The following is a 16,196-nucleotide window of genomic DNA, read 5'->3' on the forward strand; positions in this document are numbered from 1 at the left end:
TGTCCCTTATCTCCTGTGTTTAGCAAGGAGGCAGCTTTGAAGACGAAGCAACAAATCATCGAGATTCTGACGTCCTGTAAGCCTGAGGTAGAAAAGAATTTTGGGGTGAAACGGCTGGCGCTTTTCGGTTCTTATGCCCGGGGCGAGCAAAAGCCTGACAGTGACGTGGATATCCTTGTGGAAGTGGGGCCGGAAATAGGTTTGGAATTCGTAACTCTGGCCGATCGGATTGAACAATTGCTGGGGGAGCCGGTGGAACTGGTATCCACCCGGGCAATCAAACCGAAGTTCTTACAGCACATCAGCAAGGATCTGGAATATGTCTGAACGTTCAGCCGCTCTGCTGATCGATGATATCCTTGAGGCCGCGTCAAAAATCGCTTCCTACACGGCTGGGATGACGCGAGAAGATTTTGTATCCTCCGGCATGGCCGCCGATGCCGTGGTTCGCAATCTCGAAATCATTGGTGAAGCCGCTAATCGACTGCCGAAGGATTTCACCGATAAACACCCCAAAATCGAGTGGCGCAAGGTCATCGGCTTACGGCACCGGATCGTGCATGACTATTTTGGCGTTGACCTGGATATCATCTGGGCCGTCACGCGGCAAGACCTGCCGGACTTTATATCCCAAATCACCACCCTGTAGAAGCAGGGGGCTCTGAACTCCTGTATGGGGCTGCGTCAACTTGTCTCCGCCATTTGCCCTACAACAAAGAAACCACGCGCCGGAAACGGTTGCGGGTTTTTTTTGTGCCTTTTCCACGTATTTTTTCTGTATTGTGATCGAAGATCAGGTTTGATAGGGTGTTCTAAACCTTTTTCTGGCAGGTGCTCCCGGAAGGAGAGGATGTGCAGTCATAACTGGAATTCAAGAATCAGGGATAGGTTGGCTGGCAAATCAACAACGTGCCCCCCTCTGCGATTTACGGGAGGCATGTGAATTGCGTATCCTGTCCCCGGAACTCAATACCGAGAAACTGATAGAGAGCCTTGACATGCCTGACAATCCCCTGTCGGCGGGATGGCAAGAAGAAATTCGGCGTCGCTGTGCCGAATTTGACAATTCCACAGGCCTGCTACGCGACGCCGATTCCGTATTCAAAAATGCATACGCATCATTGACATGAAAGCGGACAAGCTGATTGGTGGGAGAAAGAGTAGGGTCTGAAATTTAATTGGGGAGTGTCCTTTATTTCCATTATTTCGAGACCGTCCCGAACAAATCGAAGTAATAGCAGTTATGCACTTGCACCGTGCGCCAAATTATTTGCAAGAAAGGCGGTAAGTTGGACAGGGTCTGAAATTTAATCGGGGAGTGTCCCTTATTTCATTCTGGTGAGAGCATGAAACTTGTGATGCTGACCATTGCGGGAGTTACGAGCACAGCGGCTTTTATGTCGTTGTGTGTGTACATTTTTCTAGCGGTTCGGGGAAAGAGCGTAACCCTGTATTCGACCTCGCATACTTCACTTCTTTCATGGCGGCAAAAGGTTTTTCTCGCTCTTGCTGCGCTCGCATTCCTAGCTTGCATGTATAAAGGTGCAGAGGCAATGCTTTGGTGGATGCCAAGCACTTGGGGAGGAGTAGACGAGGATGGTGAGTACCAGACGCTCCGTGCTTCAATGGCTTCTTTGTTTGCGATTTTAGGTGGTTTGGCTTTTATTCAGTTTATTGACGCAGCAACCCATAACAAGTTTTTTCTTCGATTAGCTTCGGAAAGAGCCAGGGAATTTGAACGAATATTGAAAGCGTCTATAAACACGTGGGAACTCCCTATGCTCAGTAAGGAGTACAAAGAAAAGTTATCAACCATAGAATCAGAAGCCTACGGCCCAAACGGGATACGCTCGCGTATTGTGGACCTACGACCTGAAGGCGGAAGAGCGCAGATGTATCGAGAATTGATTTTTCATGTTGAACAACTTGAATCAAAAAACAAGGCCACCGGGAATCCTGTTGGCCAACTCGCCTAACTACCGTATAAATTCGAATCGGTGTTCTGCGCATTTTTTTCCAGCCGTGTCCGTGCCCAGCGCGACTCACACGGTCCGTTAAGTACTTTAAAGGGGAGATCATTTTATGGACTCAACGTTGCTGCTATCTTTCCTCCCACTGCCAATCTTCATCGTGATTGCATGGGCAATATCACGCGCCATAAAAAAGGCTGCAAACAAACATCCGCCTGCTACGCCAGATCAAAGTGCAATCTCTGGTATTGGAGGCTGGTTGTTGCTGTTGATTCTTGGCCTTATGTTTTTGGGGCCACTTATGGGTGCTGGTCGTATAAATTTGGACTTTATGTCCGTTGAATCTCAATACCCAAATCTGAAAACAGTAGCCGCCTGGGGCACATTCAAGTCCTCGACATGGTTGACTTTCCTGCTCGTATCTTGCCTGAGTTTTTACGCAGGTATTGGCCTCGTGAAAAGCCGCAACATTCTTGTAGTTAAGCGCGCAAAAATCATTATCTGGGTGATCGGTCCAGCCGCCAGCATCTTGCTGGGTATATTAATTCCTCTCTTGGTGTTCGGAAAGAGTGACCCCGATCCAAAATTTGTAGGAAGCATGATCGCTTCTATTGTCGGAGCAGCAATCTGGACCGCGTATCTTTCCAAGTCCAAACGTGTCCTGTCTACGTATGGTATCAAGCCCCCCAGCACCTAACCACACGCTCAAGCGGGACGCGCTAAAGCGCGCCCCTTAATTCAAACGTTGGCCTAAACACAGGAGACAGGGATAAAGCGATGCAAGACGAGCTTGAGAACGATACGGCAGGACGATCCGATGATTCGGGATCGACCCACGCGGTTCCTCCGATTCAGGGATTTGAGAGGGAATTGGTTGATCAGGAAACCGAGAAGCAGTGGGTCCCGGTTTCCGATCGCAAGATCCGGGTGGGCATCATTGGCTATGGCGTGTGTGGATTCGGTGCGGATTTCTCTTTTCAGGATCACCCGAATGTAACGGTCACGGCGGTTGCCGATCTCGTGCCCGAGCAGTGCGCCGAATTGGCAAGAGCCTGTCGCTGTCAGAAGATGTACGCGACGGGCGAGGAACTTATCCGAGACGAGGCGGTGGAAGCTGTTTTCATTGCCACGGATGCACCCAGCCACGCGCGCCTCGCCATTGCGGCTCTCCAAGCTGGGAAGCACGTTGCCTCGGCCGTGCCGGCGGTTTTCGGGTCCCTGGAAGACGCTGATGCGCTTTTCGCTGCGGCAAGGAGCGCTGCTGGGAAGTACATGATGTTTGAGACCTCCTATTTCCATGTCAATCTCTACGCCATGCGCGAGATGTACAGGCGGGGCGATCTGGGCAAGCTGATTTACGCCGAGGGCGAGTATATGCATTACCTGGGAACACCTTTGGCCGCCTACGGGGGATGGCGGGCGGGCCTGCCGCCGCAATGGTATCCAACCCACACGAATGCTTATCACATGGGGGTTACAGGCGGTTCATTCACGGAAGTGTCGTGTATGGGCAGACCCAGTCCCATTCCACACATGCAGGCCAAGAACAGGTATAATAATCCGTTCGGCACCGAGATCGCGCTGTTCCGCACCAGTGAAGGAAGCATGGCCCGAACAGCGATCAGTTGGGACATCCCGGGTACCGGTGATGAAACGGGGCGAATCTGGACCGAGAAAGGAACTTTCGACCGTGTTTTCAAAGGGATGGATGGAAAGGAGGCACCATTGATCAAACGGCCGCCTCTGCCGCCGGGAGTCGAGCCCGGTGGCCACAACGGATCGCACGGCTATCTGACGAATGAGTTCGTAGAGGCCATCCTGCTGGACCGCAAGCCGCTTGTGGACATTGCCCAGTCATTGAACCTGACGGTGGCCGGCATTATCGCGCACCAGTCGGCGATGCGGAACGGGGAATTGCTGAAGATTCCCCAGTATGTTCTCTGATTCGCAGTAAAGAATCAGCGGCCGACAAGGGGGATACTGGCGATGCTCGACAGCGCGCCTGAACGCTGATGTGGGTGTGTAAAAAATTTACTGATTAGCGCTAATCTTCCGCACGACGCAATTTGTACTCGGGAGAGCCCCTACGAAATCCCCCCTCTCCCCAGCTGTAGTGGGGGAGAGGGCCGGGGAGAGGGGGTAAACGGTGGCTTTTCACCCTCTCCCTCACCCTCTCCCTCAAGGGCGAGGGAATTTGCGGAAGATTAGCGCTAATTCGGCAAGGAGATTGAAACACGGTAGCTTCAGCCTTCAGTCTTCAGCTTCCCCTTGAATGGCCGGCTGAAAATGATGCCTGCCTCGTACAGCCCGAAAAGCGGTACGGCAAGCAAGATGGCGGACAAAACATCGCCTGCGGTCAGGAGAAAGGAAAGGATCAGGATGGCGATATAAAAATATTTCCGCTGCCGGACAAAATACCCCTTGCTCACAATCCCTGCCTTGGCTGCCATGACCATGAGAAAGGGCACCTCAAAGGCCAACCCGAAGGCGAGCGAGGTCCGGGCCACGAAGGTCAGATAGGCATCAAGCCGGAGCAGAGGCTCAAGCTGATCATCGGCGAAGCTCAGTAAAAAAGAGAGCATCTCCGGCATGACCACCAGATAGGCAAAGACAACCCCGCCGGCAAACAGGGAGGTGGCCCAGAAAACCACCGTTCTCGCCATCCGCCGCTCATGGCTGTGCAAGCCCGGAGCGATAAACATCCAGAGTTGATAACAACAAACCGGAAAACCGACGATGAGCCCGGCCAGGAGCGAGATCTTCAGATAGCTGACAAAGGCCTCGGTGAGGTTGGTGTAAACGAGTTTGGCCAGATTGGGGTGGCCGGTGATCAGGGGGGCCATCAGAAAACGGACGAGGTGCTCGGAAAAGGCATAGGCAATGAGGGTTGCCACCAGAACGGCCAGGAAAGAGGCCAAAACCCGATTCCGCAGCTCCCGGAAATGTATGGAAAAATGGCCGGCCAGCGCGCTCATCCTGCCGGCGTCTCTTCTTTGGTCTCGGGTTCTGCAGGTATCTCCGCAAAATTGGCGTCAGGCGACGTCACCGCATCAACCTCCACCGCGTCCGACTCCGGGACCGAGGTGGAGGGCAGATTGGGATAGGCATCTCCCAGCCTCTGCTGCCAAGGGTCCTGTCCCAGCTCTTCCTTCATCTCCTCGTTCAAACTATCCTTGAGAGAGGAGGCCGTTTTTTTCAGCTCCAGGACCATCTTGGCCATGGACTTCGCCATTTCCGGGAGTTTATCCGGGCCGACCACAATCAGCGCAATACCCAGGATCAGGATCAACTCAGGGAGCCCTATGCCAAACATGGTGTTGCCTCAATATGCCCGCAAAAAAGATCCAGTCTGCCGCGAAAATCAGCGGCGCCTCACATTCAGGGGCAATCTACGGCATTTCCCTGTGGGTGTCAATACAGCAGGCGTCCCCGGAGCGCAGGGGCCATCACTGATTGACTTTTTATTTTCCTTTGGCTATGGTGCCTGTTGCTGTTAACGCTGAAATATAATGCGGCCCCATTAGGCGGCTCGCGTGCAACCTTTTTTCGGATGATTGCGGAGGAAAAGCAAGATGGCCAATGTGGTGATTGTCGGAACGCAATGGGGAGATGAAGGCAAGGGAAAAATCGTCGACCTGTTGACGGAGCACGCCGATTTCGTGGTGCGCTTTCAAGGCGGCAACAACGCCGGCCACACCCTGGTGGTGGAGGGCAAAAAGTACGTCTTCCACCTCATCCCCTCCGGCATCCTCTACGAGAACAAGATGTGCTTCATCGGCAACGGGGTGGTCCTCGACCCCGGCGTTTTGCTGGAAGAGATGGACAAGCTCGCGGCCAGCGGGTTGCCGGTTAACCCGCAGCGCTTGATGATCAGCGAGCGCGCCCACCTGATCATGCCCTACCACCGGCTGCTCGACTCCTGCAGCGAATCGGCCCTGGCCAGCGGCAAGAAGATCGGCACCACCGGGAGGGGCATCGGCCCTTGTTACGGCGATAAGATCCTCCGCAAGGGCATCAAGGCAGGAGATCTGCTGGACGCCCCCTCGCTCATGGAAAAAATCCGCGAAAACCTCGAGGAAAAGAACTTTCTTTTCAGCAAGAAATTCAACGCCGATCCGCTTGCCCCCGAAGCGGTGTACGACGAATACATGCAACACGCGGACCGGCTCGCACCCTATATCGATAACGTTTCCGTGGCCCTGGACAATGGGCGCAAGGCGGGCAAACACATCCTTTTTGAAGGCGCCCAAGGCACCCAGTTGGACATCGACCACGGCACCTACCCCTTTGTCACCTCATCGAACACCATCGCCGGCAACGCCTGTACCGGCAGCGGTTTCGGCCCTTCCCACATCGACTGCGTCATCGGTATCCTCAAGGCGTATACCACCCGAGTCGGCGAAGGCCCTTTCCCCACCGAACTGTTTGACCCCACCGGCGACGAGTTGCAGAAAAAAGGCGGGGAATTCGGTGCCACCACCGGCCGCAAGCGCCGCTGCGGTTGGCTGGACGGGGTTATTGCCCGCGAAGCCGTACGGCTCAACGGCATCAACGGTCTGGCCATCACCAAACTCGATGTCCTAAGCGGTCAGCCGACCCTGAAACTTGCCACCAGCTATGAAGCGGACGGCAAGACACTGAACGCCATGCCCGGCAATATCAAGACCTATGCCAAGATGCAGCCAATCTACGAGGACCTCGCCGGCTGGAGCGAAGAGATCACCCAGGCCCGCAGCGTCGAAGATCTGCCGGCCAAGGCCCGTGACTACGTGAAGCGCATCGAAGAGTTCACCGAGACCCCGGCCTACATTTTATCCGTGGGCCCGGGCCGCGAGCAGACCATGCTCCTCAACAACCCCTTCCAAAAATAACCAGAAGGAACAGGCATGAGCACAGAGCTGCGGCCCGACAGTTACGCCCGGCACACCCTGGAGCGCTACACCGGCTCCAGCGTCAAGGACTTCGGCTCCCACATTCTGCTCTGCAACTTCCACCGCTACATCGACGATTTTGCCCGCATCACCGGCAATCCGGTCCAACGCGGGCACTGGAGCGTGGTCCATGACCGCAAGCGGGACCTGAGCATCATCAACCACGGGGTCGGCTCCCCCTCGGCGGGCATTGTCATGCACTGCCTCTCCTTTCTCGATGATATCAAATGCGTACTCATGCTCGGCATGTGCGGCGGCATCGACGACGTACTGGAGATCGGCGACATCATCATTCCCACCGCCAGCATCCGGGACGAGGGCACCAGCCCGCATTATCTGCCCAAGGATGTCCCGGCCCTGCCCTCGATCCACCTCAACCGCATCTGCGAACAGGTCATCACCAGCGAACTGAAGATGCTCCCCAAATCAGGGATCCTGATGACCACCGACTACCGGATGTGGGAGTTTGACCCCGAATTCATCGAATACATCCGCAAACACCGGATCATGGCCATCGACATGGAGATCGCCACCCTGTTCGCGGTGGGCTATGCCCTCAATGTCCCCACCGGCGCCATGATGCTGGTCTCGGACCTGCCCCTGAAAAAAGGGGGGATCAAGAGCAAGGACAGCGCCGAGGAGATCTTTCTCACCTACACCCAGGAACACCTGCAGATGGGACTCAAGGTCATGGAAACCGCCTGCCTGGAAAGAAAAGCCCCGCTCGGTTGACCCCCGAGACGATACCGACAAGGGCACTCCCCTCCTGAGCCCCTTGCCGTCTGAACCCACATTGCGTGGCGTGAGATACTTCCTTCGGAGAAATGCATGTCCCGTCAGATCGTCCACATCTCGCTGACCGCCAAAGACACCCCAGCCCGCCTGAGCGAACAGCCCCCCGTGTTTTTTGAAGCATCACGACCGGATACCCCCACCATCACCATCGATCCGCGCAAGCGCTTCCAGAAGATGGAAGGCTTCGGCGGAGCATTCACCGAAGCGGCTGCCGTTACCTGGCAAAAACTCCCTGCGGAAAAGCAAGCCGAAGTCATGCGGGCATACTTCGACCCGGAAAATGGCCTGGGGTATAGCATGGGGCGGACGCATATCAACAGTTGCGATTTCGCCCTGGGAAATTACGCCCATGATGCAGTGGATGGCGACTTTGCCCTGCAACACTTTTCCCTTGCCCGTGACCGGGCCGCTATTGTGCCCATGCTCAAGGAGGCCCTGCGTCTCAGCGGCGGCTTGAAGCTGTTCGCTTCCCCCTGGAGCCCGCCGGCCTGGATGAAGACGAACAAGCAGATGAATGGCGGCGGCCGATTACTCCCGGAATGCCGTGATGTCTGGGCGCGATACTATTGCCGCTACATTCGGGAATATGAAAAAGAAGGCATCCCCTTCTGGGGCCTTACCGTCCAGAATGAACCGGAAGCGAGCCAATCCTGGGATTCCTGCCTGTACTCCGCCGAGGAAGAGCGCGATTTTGTCCGCGATTATCTGGGGCCGACCTTACGGAAAGAGGGGCTGGACCATCTCAAGCTGATGATTTGGGACCACAACCGTGATGGGATCTACGAGCGCGCCAGAGTGGTGTACGATGACCCCCAGGCTGCGCAATACGTTTGGGGTGCGGCTTTTCACTGGTATATGGGGGATCATTTCGACAATCTGACCGCCTTGCACGAAGCCTTTCCGGACAAACGACTGCTCTTCAGCGAAGGGTGCCAGGAAGGCGGCCCGCACACGGGCGAATGGACCGTGGGCGAGCGCTACGGGCGTTCGCTCATCAATGACCTGAACCGTTGGACCGTGGCCTGGGTGGATTGGAATCTCATGCTGGATGCGAGCGGCGGCCCCAATCATGTCGGCAATTATTGCAGCGCGCCCATCCTGGTGGATACCCAGGCAGGCCTGCCCCTGTATCAAAGTTCCTTCTACTATCTCGGCCATTTCTCCCGCTACATCCGCCCCGGCGCCGAACGCATCCTGCACGCCGGCACGACCGATGCACTCGAGACAACCGCCTTCCTCAATCCGGATGGGGTAATCGCCGTCGTGGTGATGAATCGCACGGAGCAAGCGGTGCCCTTTACGCTGCGATACCACGATCGGGCTGCCCGCACGATCAGTCCGCCCCATTCCATCATGACCTTACGGTTTGCCAATTTTTCCGGATAAGTAAGCTGTCACGCGGGGCGATGTTTTTTACATCACTCGCAAGAAGATGTTGACGGAGTCACAGGCTTTCTGTAGGAATTGACAAGGGGGGTTGGACGGATTGATATGGCCCGATACCAGCCGGAAAAACGAAACCGATCACGGGGCAGGTCACGAAACAGCGAAAACCACGGAACAAGCGGCCACAGGGTGCCGCAGGTTGCGGTAAGCGGGACGGCGATGCGTACATCAAGTACGTGAGCCGGGCCGATCGCCGCAAAATGTGGTGCTCTGTGACCGCTTACGGAAAAACATTTTTTTTATAGCCCTATGACCTGCAAATACGATTTCTCCCCGCCGAGACAATGCGCGAGGACAACCACACGCACGATGTCTTCAGCCTGGCAGCCATCGCCTTTCGCTGACCGCGCCAAAGGTTCCATCGCCGCTGATTGGCGTCACTTTCACCAGTACTCCCTGAGCCCAGATGCCTAAATCCCTCGATTTTCTCGTTGAATTTCTTCGCCTGTCGAAGCTGTTTTGGTCCTCGAAGCAAAAACTGAAAATTCGGGGCACCACCTTCCTCCTGGCGCTCCTGACCGTGATGCAAATGATCCTGGCGGTGGTGGTGACGCAATGGAGCGCCGCGTTGTTCAACGCCTTGGAGCAGCACTCCATGCGCGGCCTTATCACCCAGATCGGCGTACTGGCGATCATCTTTGTCGCCGACATGGCCGTGACCGGATCGCACCTGGCCATCAAGCGCAACCTGCAGATCTATTGGCGCGACTGGCTGACGGACCATGTCATCTCCCGCTGGATGCATGATGGCCGCCACTATCTGATCTCCCATCTCCCGGGCGAACACGACAACCCGGATGGGCGTATTGCCGAGGATTGCCGCGTCGCCAGCGAGTCGGCGGTCGCCTTGGGCCACTCGCTGTTTTACTGCATTTTGCTGCTGATCGGCTTCTCGCAGGTGCTCTGGGCCCGCTCCGGGGTGGTGACGCTCGAAGTGGGCGCATGGCAACTCCCCATTTACGGGCATCTGGTCTGGATCGCGGTCATCTATACGGCGTTGGCCTCCTGGCTTGGCTGGCGGGTGAGTCTGCCCCTGACCGCGGCCACCAACGCCCGGCAGTCGGCGGAGGCGGACTTCCGCGCCAGCCTGCTGGAGGCGCAGGAAAACAGCCAGGCCATCGCGCTGATCCATGCCAACAGCTATGAACGGCATCTTTTTCGTGAGCTGTTCTGCAAGCTCCGCACGGTATGGAACACGCAAACCACGGCATGGCGAAATATTCAAATCTTCAGTACCGGCTATGCCTCATTGAACATGGCCTTTCCGATCCTGATCTCCGCCCCCCGTTACATCCTGGGGATGATCTCCCTGGGGGCAATGATGCAAGCCGCCCAGGCGTTCCAGCAGATGGTCGGCGCCCTCTCCTGGCCGGTCGGCAACGTAGGGGGAATCGCGGAATGGCGTGCCTCGGTGGAACGCGTTCTGAGTCTTCTCAAGGTGTTGGATAATGTGGACGAGCAGCTGGCACGACCGGATCACTGGATTCAGGTGAGAAACTCCGAGCGGCCGGTGTTGGCCCTCCGCAACCTCAGCATCGCCAAATACGAGGGGCCGACATTGACCAAGAACATCAATATGGAGATCGGCGAGGGCGAACATGTGCTGATCACCGGCAACCCTTACACCGGGGCAAAGCTGTTTCGCGCCATTGCCGGGGTAAGGCCCTGGGGCAGCGGCGTCATCGAACTCCCCAGCCAAGGCCGCCTCTTTTTCATGCCGCCTCGACCGCATCTTCCCACCGGCTCCCTGCGCAACGCCATATGTTACCCAACCTCCCGCCGGGTTTTCAGCCAGGAACAACTCGAACAGGCGCTGCGTTTGGTGGGCCTTGAACACCTGATCGACCAACTCGATCAACAGGACAATTGGACCCACACCCTGGCCCGGGGAGAGCAACAACTCCTGGGCATGGTGCGCCTGCTGCTCAACCGGCCCCAGTGGATTTTCCTGCAGGAGGCCTTCGACTCCCTGGACCCCCGAGAAGAGGAACGGATGCTGCGCCTGATCTCCGAACAGCTCCCCGATTCCACGCTGCTTGCGATTTCCCATCTGCCAAACGGCGAGGCTTTCTATGCACGACGCCTGGCCCTGTGAAAACCTTTAAGGAAGACCAACGATGACTACCAAAACTGTGCACGAATCCGGCAGCAAACTGCGCGGCGTCAATCTCGGCGGCTGGCTGGTGTTGGAAAAATGGATCACCCCGAGTCTATTCGAGGGGCTGAACGCCACCGACGAAACATCCTACTGCGTCGAGCTGGGCGAGGCCGAGGCAACCCGACGCCTGCACCAGCACTGGAACACCTTCATCACCCGCGACGACTTCGCTTGGCTGAAAAGTGCCGGCATCAATGCCGTGCGGTTGCCGGTCGGCCACTGGCTCTTCGGCAAGGACTATCCCTACCACCGCAGCTATCAGGAGGCGCGCTATCCCTTTGTGGAAGGGGGGCTTGCCATCGTCGACAAGGTCTTTGAGTGGGCCGGGGAGTTCGGCCTGCGGGTGGTTCTCGACCTCCATGCCGCGCCGGGATGCCAGAACGGCTTTGACAACGGCGGCATCCTCGACGTTTGCGAGTGGCACACCAGCGAGGAATACATCGAACACTCCCTGGCTCTGCTGGAACGGTTGGCCGAGCGGTACGGAGATCAGCCAACGCTGCACGGCATTGAGACGCTCAATGAACCGCGCTGGGATATCCCCACCGAGCTGTTGAAGCGCTTCAACCTCGAGGCCTACCAACGCATCCGCCGCCACTGCCCGCCCGAGCGGGTGACGGTGGTGTTCCACGACGGCTTCCGCAGCTTCCGGGAGTATGCAGGGTTTCTCCTGGAGCCGGAGTTTCGCAACGTGGCCATCGATATCCACCGCTATCAATGCTTTATGGATTACGACACCAGCCTGGACATCTTCGGTCACCTCCGTAAGTCCGCCGTGGACTGGCGCGACGAAGCGGACGAGATCATCCGCGAGTCGGGCTATCAGGTGTATTGCGGGGAATGGAGCCTGGGGCTCGATCTGAAGATGGTCTCCCTCTGGGCGGAGGGGCCGTTCAATCATGCCCTGGAGGAAATGGATCTCTTTCAGATGTCGGCGGCCTATCGCGGCTACGCCTCGGCCCAAGTGCTGACCTTCGAAAAATACGCCGGCTGGTTCTTCTGGACTTACCGGACCGAGACTGCTCCGGAATGGTGCTATCGCGACTGCGTGGATCAAGGATTCTTTCCCAATATGGGGCAGCCGGAGCAGTTTTCTGGCATCCGAGGAACCCTGGAACGGGCCAAGCAGCCATAAACCCGACCGCAGGAACCGATCACGGGGTAGTCCATAACACAAGCGGTCACAGGGTGCCGCGGTTTGCGGCAAGCGGGATGGCGATGCGTACATCAGGTACGTGAGCCGGACCGATCGCCGCAAAATGTGGTGCCCTGTGATCGCTTACCGCAGGAGAGCCCGGCCATGATCAAGGTGATGAGCTTCAACATCCGTGTCGGCCTGGCCGACGACGGCGAGAACCACTGGGACCGCCGCAAGTCCTTTGCCCTGGAAAGAATCCACGCCTTCGGGCCCGACCTCATCGGCCTCCAGGAATGCCTGGATACCGAGCAGGCCGAGTTTGTCCGCGCCAACCTGCCGGACTACCATTTCTTCGGCGTCCATCGGGGCGGCCCCGGAGGCACGGCGCTGGAGATGGCACCCCTGCTCTTTCGCCGCTCACCCTTCCACCTGCTCGATACGGGATGCTTCTGGCTGAGTGAAACCCCGGAGATTTCCGGCAGCATGAGTTGGCAAAGCAACTATCCACGAACGGTGAGCTGGGCCAGACTCTCCTGCCGGCGGACCGGGTCGGTGCTCACCTACGTCAACACCCATTTCGACTACGAACCAACGGCCATCGAGGGAGACGCCCGCGCCCTGCGCCAATGGCTCGACCAGATCCGCCAGGATACCGCGCTCATCGTGACCGGCGATTTCAATGCCGACAAGGATTCAAACGCATACCGCCTGCTGACCGGCGATGGAACGCTGATCGACGCATTACGGCAAATCCAGCCAAACGAGGAAGATGAGGCCACCTTTCATGGTTATGGGAGACAGGAGGAAATGGCAGCCATTGACTGGATTCTGGTCTCCGACCATTTCCGGGTCCTTGATGCACAGATCGACCGTTCCCGCCAAGGCAACCTCTTCCCCTCGGATCATTACCCCATAACGGCAGTGCTCGACTGGAAGGCTTAGAGCTTGTCCGTCACTCGCCGATGCAGGAAACCCGCCGATCTCGACAGCCCAAAAAATCTTGGAAAATTTTTTCCCGTGGCACGACCTTTCAGGTTGCGCCCTTTGCCCCCAACACAAGTTCCCTCTATCAGCGACTGACCGATCTGGCCCCAGCCATAACCTCGGCCATGTCAAAGGCAACCTGGGCCAACATATTGGGAATCACCGGACCAGCCTGGGAGGGCTTGATCTCAGGTGGGTTAAAAGCGGCGACAAAGCGGGAGAAGGTACTGCTTTTCGGATAGGCGACGGGCTGATCCATGGACTGCTCGATATACCAGACTGTATTGCCGGTATGCACATTGAGCAACCGGGTTGCCACCTCAACCCGTCCTCCGCCAAACTGGGTGCCTTCCAGAGCATAGTTCACCTTGCCAGCCAGGACCAGATCAACCTTTGCCTTCCGGCCAAGGGCGAGAGCCTCCTCCATGTCCCGATACGGCTCGGCAAGGCGAACCACCTTTGGGAACGCCTGTTTGCCCAAGAGGACATCCTTGAAAAGCATGCCCACTCCTTCCCCCTGTTCCTGCGTCATATTGTCGGGCATCTGAAAGGGGAGGACGCCCACGGTCGCCTCCTGATAGGTGTTCATATCCGGATGAATGAAAACCACCGGCGAGTTCTTTTTGACCTCCACCGGCTGGTTGGCCCAGTTTTTATGGGGAGAAGCACATCCGCTCAGAAGGAGAACCAGAAGCACGCCCACGAAAGTTTTCTGCATACCGTTCTCCTCAACGCTCGTAGGCAGAAAGCAGGGAATCACCAAGGACGCCGCCTCCTGCCGCGAGCAAATGATTGATATTGCGGCTGCGCTGCAACTCAAGCCCTGCCACGGAAAGCACCTGCTGGGAGCCGGCATCGAGCAGCTTGAGGTTGAGGATCACCGTGGTCGGGGTCAACGAATAGGTGCCGGTGAGAATGGCCGCCGCCTTTTGCTGCTTGGCGAGAAGCTTGGCGTCCCGGGTGAGCATCAACTCCCCCCGGTTGTCCCGGATGAGCAACTCGGCGGACTTGCGGATCTCCACCACGCCGAAGCCGTGGCGAAACAGACTGGTGGACAGGGCTTCGGTCAGGGTCCGGCCGAAACGGGTGGTGGTGTACAAATTGTCGAGATCAACCACCGTGGTCAGGATCAGCCGCTGCCCCCCCCCGGCGCCCCGCATCCCGGAGGTCAACTGCAGGGCCAACTCCTCCCCCACCCCGAAAAAATCAGGAGTGACCACCGAGGCGGTGCCGCCGGTATTCGCCTGGGGCACGCAGCCGCCCAAAAACAGCAGACACCCACACAAGAGGGACAGTCCTGGATAAGCAAAGATTTTCAAGCTTTTCATGAGCCACCTTTTTGGGTTGAGCGCTTGGCCGTTTTTTTCGTGGTCTTTTTTGGTGCCGGCGGGACAGTCCCCTCTTCCTGAAACTGCCGGATCCCAACCTGCGAGGTCCGGGTCGAAGCAGGCATGCTTTCGTTAGCCAGCAGATTGGCGGTCATCGCGTCAATGGGCAAAACCAGACTGGCGGAGGAAAGAATTCTGTTATCCTCATTGCGCAACAGCCGGGCATTGATAAAGATTTCCTGCCCTGCCACCGCATAGGTTCCCACCACCACCGCCTGAGCCGCCTGCACCAGGCTGATCTCATCCATGCTCCGGGACAAGGCGTACTCCCCATGATAAGGACTCACCATCATGCCCGGGGTTTTGCGCACCTCAATCACCTCCAACCCGGCCTGCTGCAAGGTGGCAAGCAGCTCCTCACCCAGAAAGCGCCCCAGGGATGAGGTCGCATAGAGATTGTCAAGACTGACAAAGGTGCTCACCGCCACCACATACTCATCGGCCACCACCTCGCTGGCATTGGCCATGAGCGCTTTGCCCAGCTGGTTGATCTTGGCATGCAGGGCCGCCCCCTGCCCCGCACCGTCTGCCGGTGCTCCGCCAGACTGCCCTGCCCCGGCCAAGAAGGACTGAGACATATTCCGCGGCGAAAAAACCCGACCGGTGCGGAAGACATAATCCGCCGGGATCGCATGGGGATAATTATAGAAATAAGGACGATAGGCCGGGGTGGGATTCTGTTGCGCCGGCACCATTGCCCCCTGGGGGCTATCATCGGCCAGCACGGGAGTTACACCACCTGCCAACGCCAGAAAAATCGCAAGCACTCTCATGATCATCATTTTCGCCTCCCCCTATCAGGGATTAAAATTATAGCCGGGATAGTCCTTTTCCATGCTCCGCCATGACGGACCAAAGGCCTGAACCATGGGATCCCCCGAAGCGCCGCTTTTGCCGGGGTACACCACGGGCACGCGCTGCCCCTCGCCAAACATCGGCGTGGCAACCCGCATTTCAACCTCGACCAGATCGCTGTACATTCCGCCGGAACACCCACAACAACTGATGAGCAATACCCCCGCCATGATTTTCCGCATATTCTCTCCTCTGTGGTCTTGCGTCACCGAATAGCGTTATTCCGTCAATAATATGACGATGTTTCCCGCAATCGGGCCTGGGAATTTTTTTCCGGTTTGTCCCCATGGAGACGCCGAAACTCGGGTCGAACAAGGAATTTTTTTCTGTTCCACCCCGCTCGCTTACCGTTTTCCCACAATCACGCCCTGTTTATAAGCATTTTCCATGCCACCATGCCGCATTTCCTCGAAGCGCCGGGCTGATCCCCACCCATGACTTGGCATATCAAGCAGGAAACACCCCGCCATAACCCTTGAAAATTCCGGGCATAATGGAGACAAAGAGAAAAAATGATTGCCAAAAGGACGG

Annotated in this window: 18 protein-coding genes; 12 read left to right on the forward strand and 6 right to left on the reverse strand. The window is 57.0% G+C overall.

Annotated elements, in window-relative coordinates:
- The first annotated feature begins 36 nt into the window (after positions 1–36).
- The 6 genes from OLX77_RS01450 (at position 37) to OLX77_RS01470 (ending at position 3,914) form a co-directional block, all read left to right on the forward strand.
- Complete coding sequence (locus tag OLX77_RS01450; RefSeq protein WP_307631805.1) at positions 37–327, forward strand: nucleotidyltransferase family protein; 291 nt, start codon at positions 37–39, stop codon at positions 325–327.
- The gene (locus OLX77_RS01455; protein WP_307631806.1) at positions 320–649 is read left to right on the forward strand and encodes a HepT-like ribonuclease domain-containing protein; all 330 of its coding nucleotides are present in this window, start codon (positions 320–322) and stop codon (positions 647–649) included. The genes OLX77_RS01450 and OLX77_RS01455 overlap by 8 nt, the downstream gene beginning before the upstream one ends.
- A gap of 295 nt (positions 650–944) precedes the next feature.
- Complete coding sequence (locus OLX77_RS13225) at positions 945–1,130, forward strand: addiction module protein (RefSeq protein WP_371877450.1); 186 nt, start codon at positions 945–947, stop codon at positions 1,128–1,130.
- 216 nt (positions 1,131–1,346) lie between these two features.
- A complete protein-coding gene (locus OLX77_RS01460; protein WP_307631807.1) occupies positions 1,347–1,976 on the forward strand; it encodes a hypothetical protein in 630 nt (209 codons plus the stop codon).
- 106 nt (positions 1,977–2,082) lie between these two features.
- Positions 2,083–2,667 carry a DUF2569 family protein gene (locus OLX77_RS01465; protein WP_307631808.1) on the forward strand — a complete coding sequence of 195 codons (585 nt, stop codon included), beginning with the start codon at positions 2,083–2,085 and terminating at the stop codon, positions 2,665–2,667.
- An 80-nt stretch (positions 2,668–2,747) separates the two neighbouring features.
- The gene (locus OLX77_RS01470; RefSeq protein ID WP_307631809.1) at positions 2,748–3,914 is read left to right on the forward strand and encodes a Gfo/Idh/MocA family protein; all 1,167 of its coding nucleotides are present in this window, start codon (positions 2,748–2,750) and stop codon (positions 3,912–3,914) included.
- Between the two features lie 299 nt (positions 3,915–4,213).
- Here the strand turns inward: OLX77_RS01470 and tatC are convergent, their stop codons facing one another.
- Entirely contained in the window at positions 4,214–4,945 is a 732-nt protein-coding gene (gene tatC, locus OLX77_RS01475; protein WP_307631810.1) for a twin-arginine translocase subunit TatC, read from the reverse strand.
- Positions 4,942–5,283: a Sec-independent protein translocase protein TatB gene (tatB, locus tag OLX77_RS01480; protein ID WP_307631811.1), complete on the reverse strand. Its 342-nt coding sequence runs from the start codon at positions 5,281–5,283 to the stop codon at positions 4,942–4,944. Before tatB ends, tatC begins: the two co-directional genes overlap by 4 nt.
- A 259-nt stretch (positions 5,284–5,542) precedes the next feature.
- On the opposite strand from tatB, the gene OLX77_RS01485 reads away from it, so the two are divergent.
- The 6 genes from OLX77_RS01485 (at position 5,543) to OLX77_RS01510 (ending at position 13,380) form a co-directional block, all read left to right on the forward strand.
- Positions 5,543–6,841: an adenylosuccinate synthase gene (locus OLX77_RS01485; protein ID WP_307631812.1), complete on the forward strand. Its 1,299-nt coding sequence runs from the start codon at positions 5,543–5,545 to the stop codon at positions 6,839–6,841.
- Between the two features lie 15 nt (positions 6,842–6,856).
- Entirely contained in the window at positions 6,857–7,633 is a 777-nt protein-coding gene (locus OLX77_RS01490) for an AMP nucleosidase (protein ID WP_307631813.1), read from the forward strand.
- A gap of 96 nt (positions 7,634–7,729) precedes the next feature.
- Positions 7,730–9,082 carry a glycoside hydrolase family 30 protein gene (locus OLX77_RS01495; protein WP_307631814.1) on the forward strand — a complete coding sequence of 451 codons (1,353 nt, stop codon included), beginning with the start codon at positions 7,730–7,732 and terminating at the stop codon, positions 9,080–9,082.
- A 466-nt stretch (positions 9,083–9,548) separates the two neighbouring features.
- On the forward strand, positions 9,549–11,237 hold the full coding sequence (locus tag OLX77_RS01500) for an ABC transporter ATP-binding protein/permease (RefSeq protein ID WP_307631815.1): 1,689 nt from the start codon (positions 9,549–9,551) through the stop codon (positions 11,235–11,237).
- 22 nt (positions 11,238–11,259) lie between these two features.
- On the forward strand, positions 11,260–12,435 hold the full coding sequence (locus tag OLX77_RS01505) for a glycoside hydrolase family 5 protein (protein ID WP_307631816.1): 1,176 nt from the start codon (positions 11,260–11,262) through the stop codon (positions 12,433–12,435).
- 165 nt (positions 12,436–12,600) lie between these two features.
- Positions 12,601–13,380, forward strand: a complete 780-nt coding sequence (locus tag OLX77_RS01510) for an endonuclease/exonuclease/phosphatase family protein (RefSeq protein ID WP_307631817.1) — start codon at positions 12,601–12,603, stop codon at positions 13,378–13,380.
- Between the two features lie 127 nt (positions 13,381–13,507).
- Here the strand turns inward: OLX77_RS01510 and OLX77_RS01515 are convergent, their stop codons facing one another.
- Genes OLX77_RS01515 through OLX77_RS01530 form a run of 4 tightly spaced genes read right to left on the reverse strand, consistent with a single transcriptional unit; the run spans position 13,508 to position 15,847 of the window.
- Positions 13,508–14,140 carry a hypothetical protein gene (locus tag OLX77_RS01515; protein WP_307631818.1) on the reverse strand — a complete coding sequence of 211 codons (633 nt, stop codon included), beginning with the start codon at positions 14,138–14,140 and terminating at the stop codon, positions 13,508–13,510.
- A 10-nt stretch (positions 14,141–14,150) separates the two neighbouring features.
- Positions 14,151–14,750, reverse strand: coding sequence for a FlgO family outer membrane protein (locus tag OLX77_RS01520; protein WP_307631819.1), 600 nt, complete (start codon positions 14,748–14,750; stop codon positions 14,151–14,153).
- Positions 14,747–15,592, reverse strand: a complete 846-nt coding sequence (locus OLX77_RS01525) for a FlgO family outer membrane protein (RefSeq protein ID WP_307631820.1) — start codon at positions 15,590–15,592, stop codon at positions 14,747–14,749. The genes OLX77_RS01520 and OLX77_RS01525 overlap by 4 nt, the downstream gene beginning before the upstream one ends.
- A 15-nt stretch (positions 15,593–15,607) precedes the next feature.
- Complete coding sequence (locus OLX77_RS01530) at positions 15,608–15,847, reverse strand: hypothetical protein (protein WP_307631821.1); 240 nt, start codon at positions 15,845–15,847, stop codon at positions 15,608–15,610.
- Positions 15,848–16,196 lie beyond the last annotated feature (349 nt).

Origin of the sequence: Thiovibrio frasassiensis (assembly GCF_029607905.1) — a bacterium.
Taxonomy (GTDB): domain Bacteria; phylum Desulfobacterota; class Desulfobulbia; order Desulfobulbales; family Desulfurivibrionaceae; genus Thiovibrio; species Thiovibrio frasassiensis.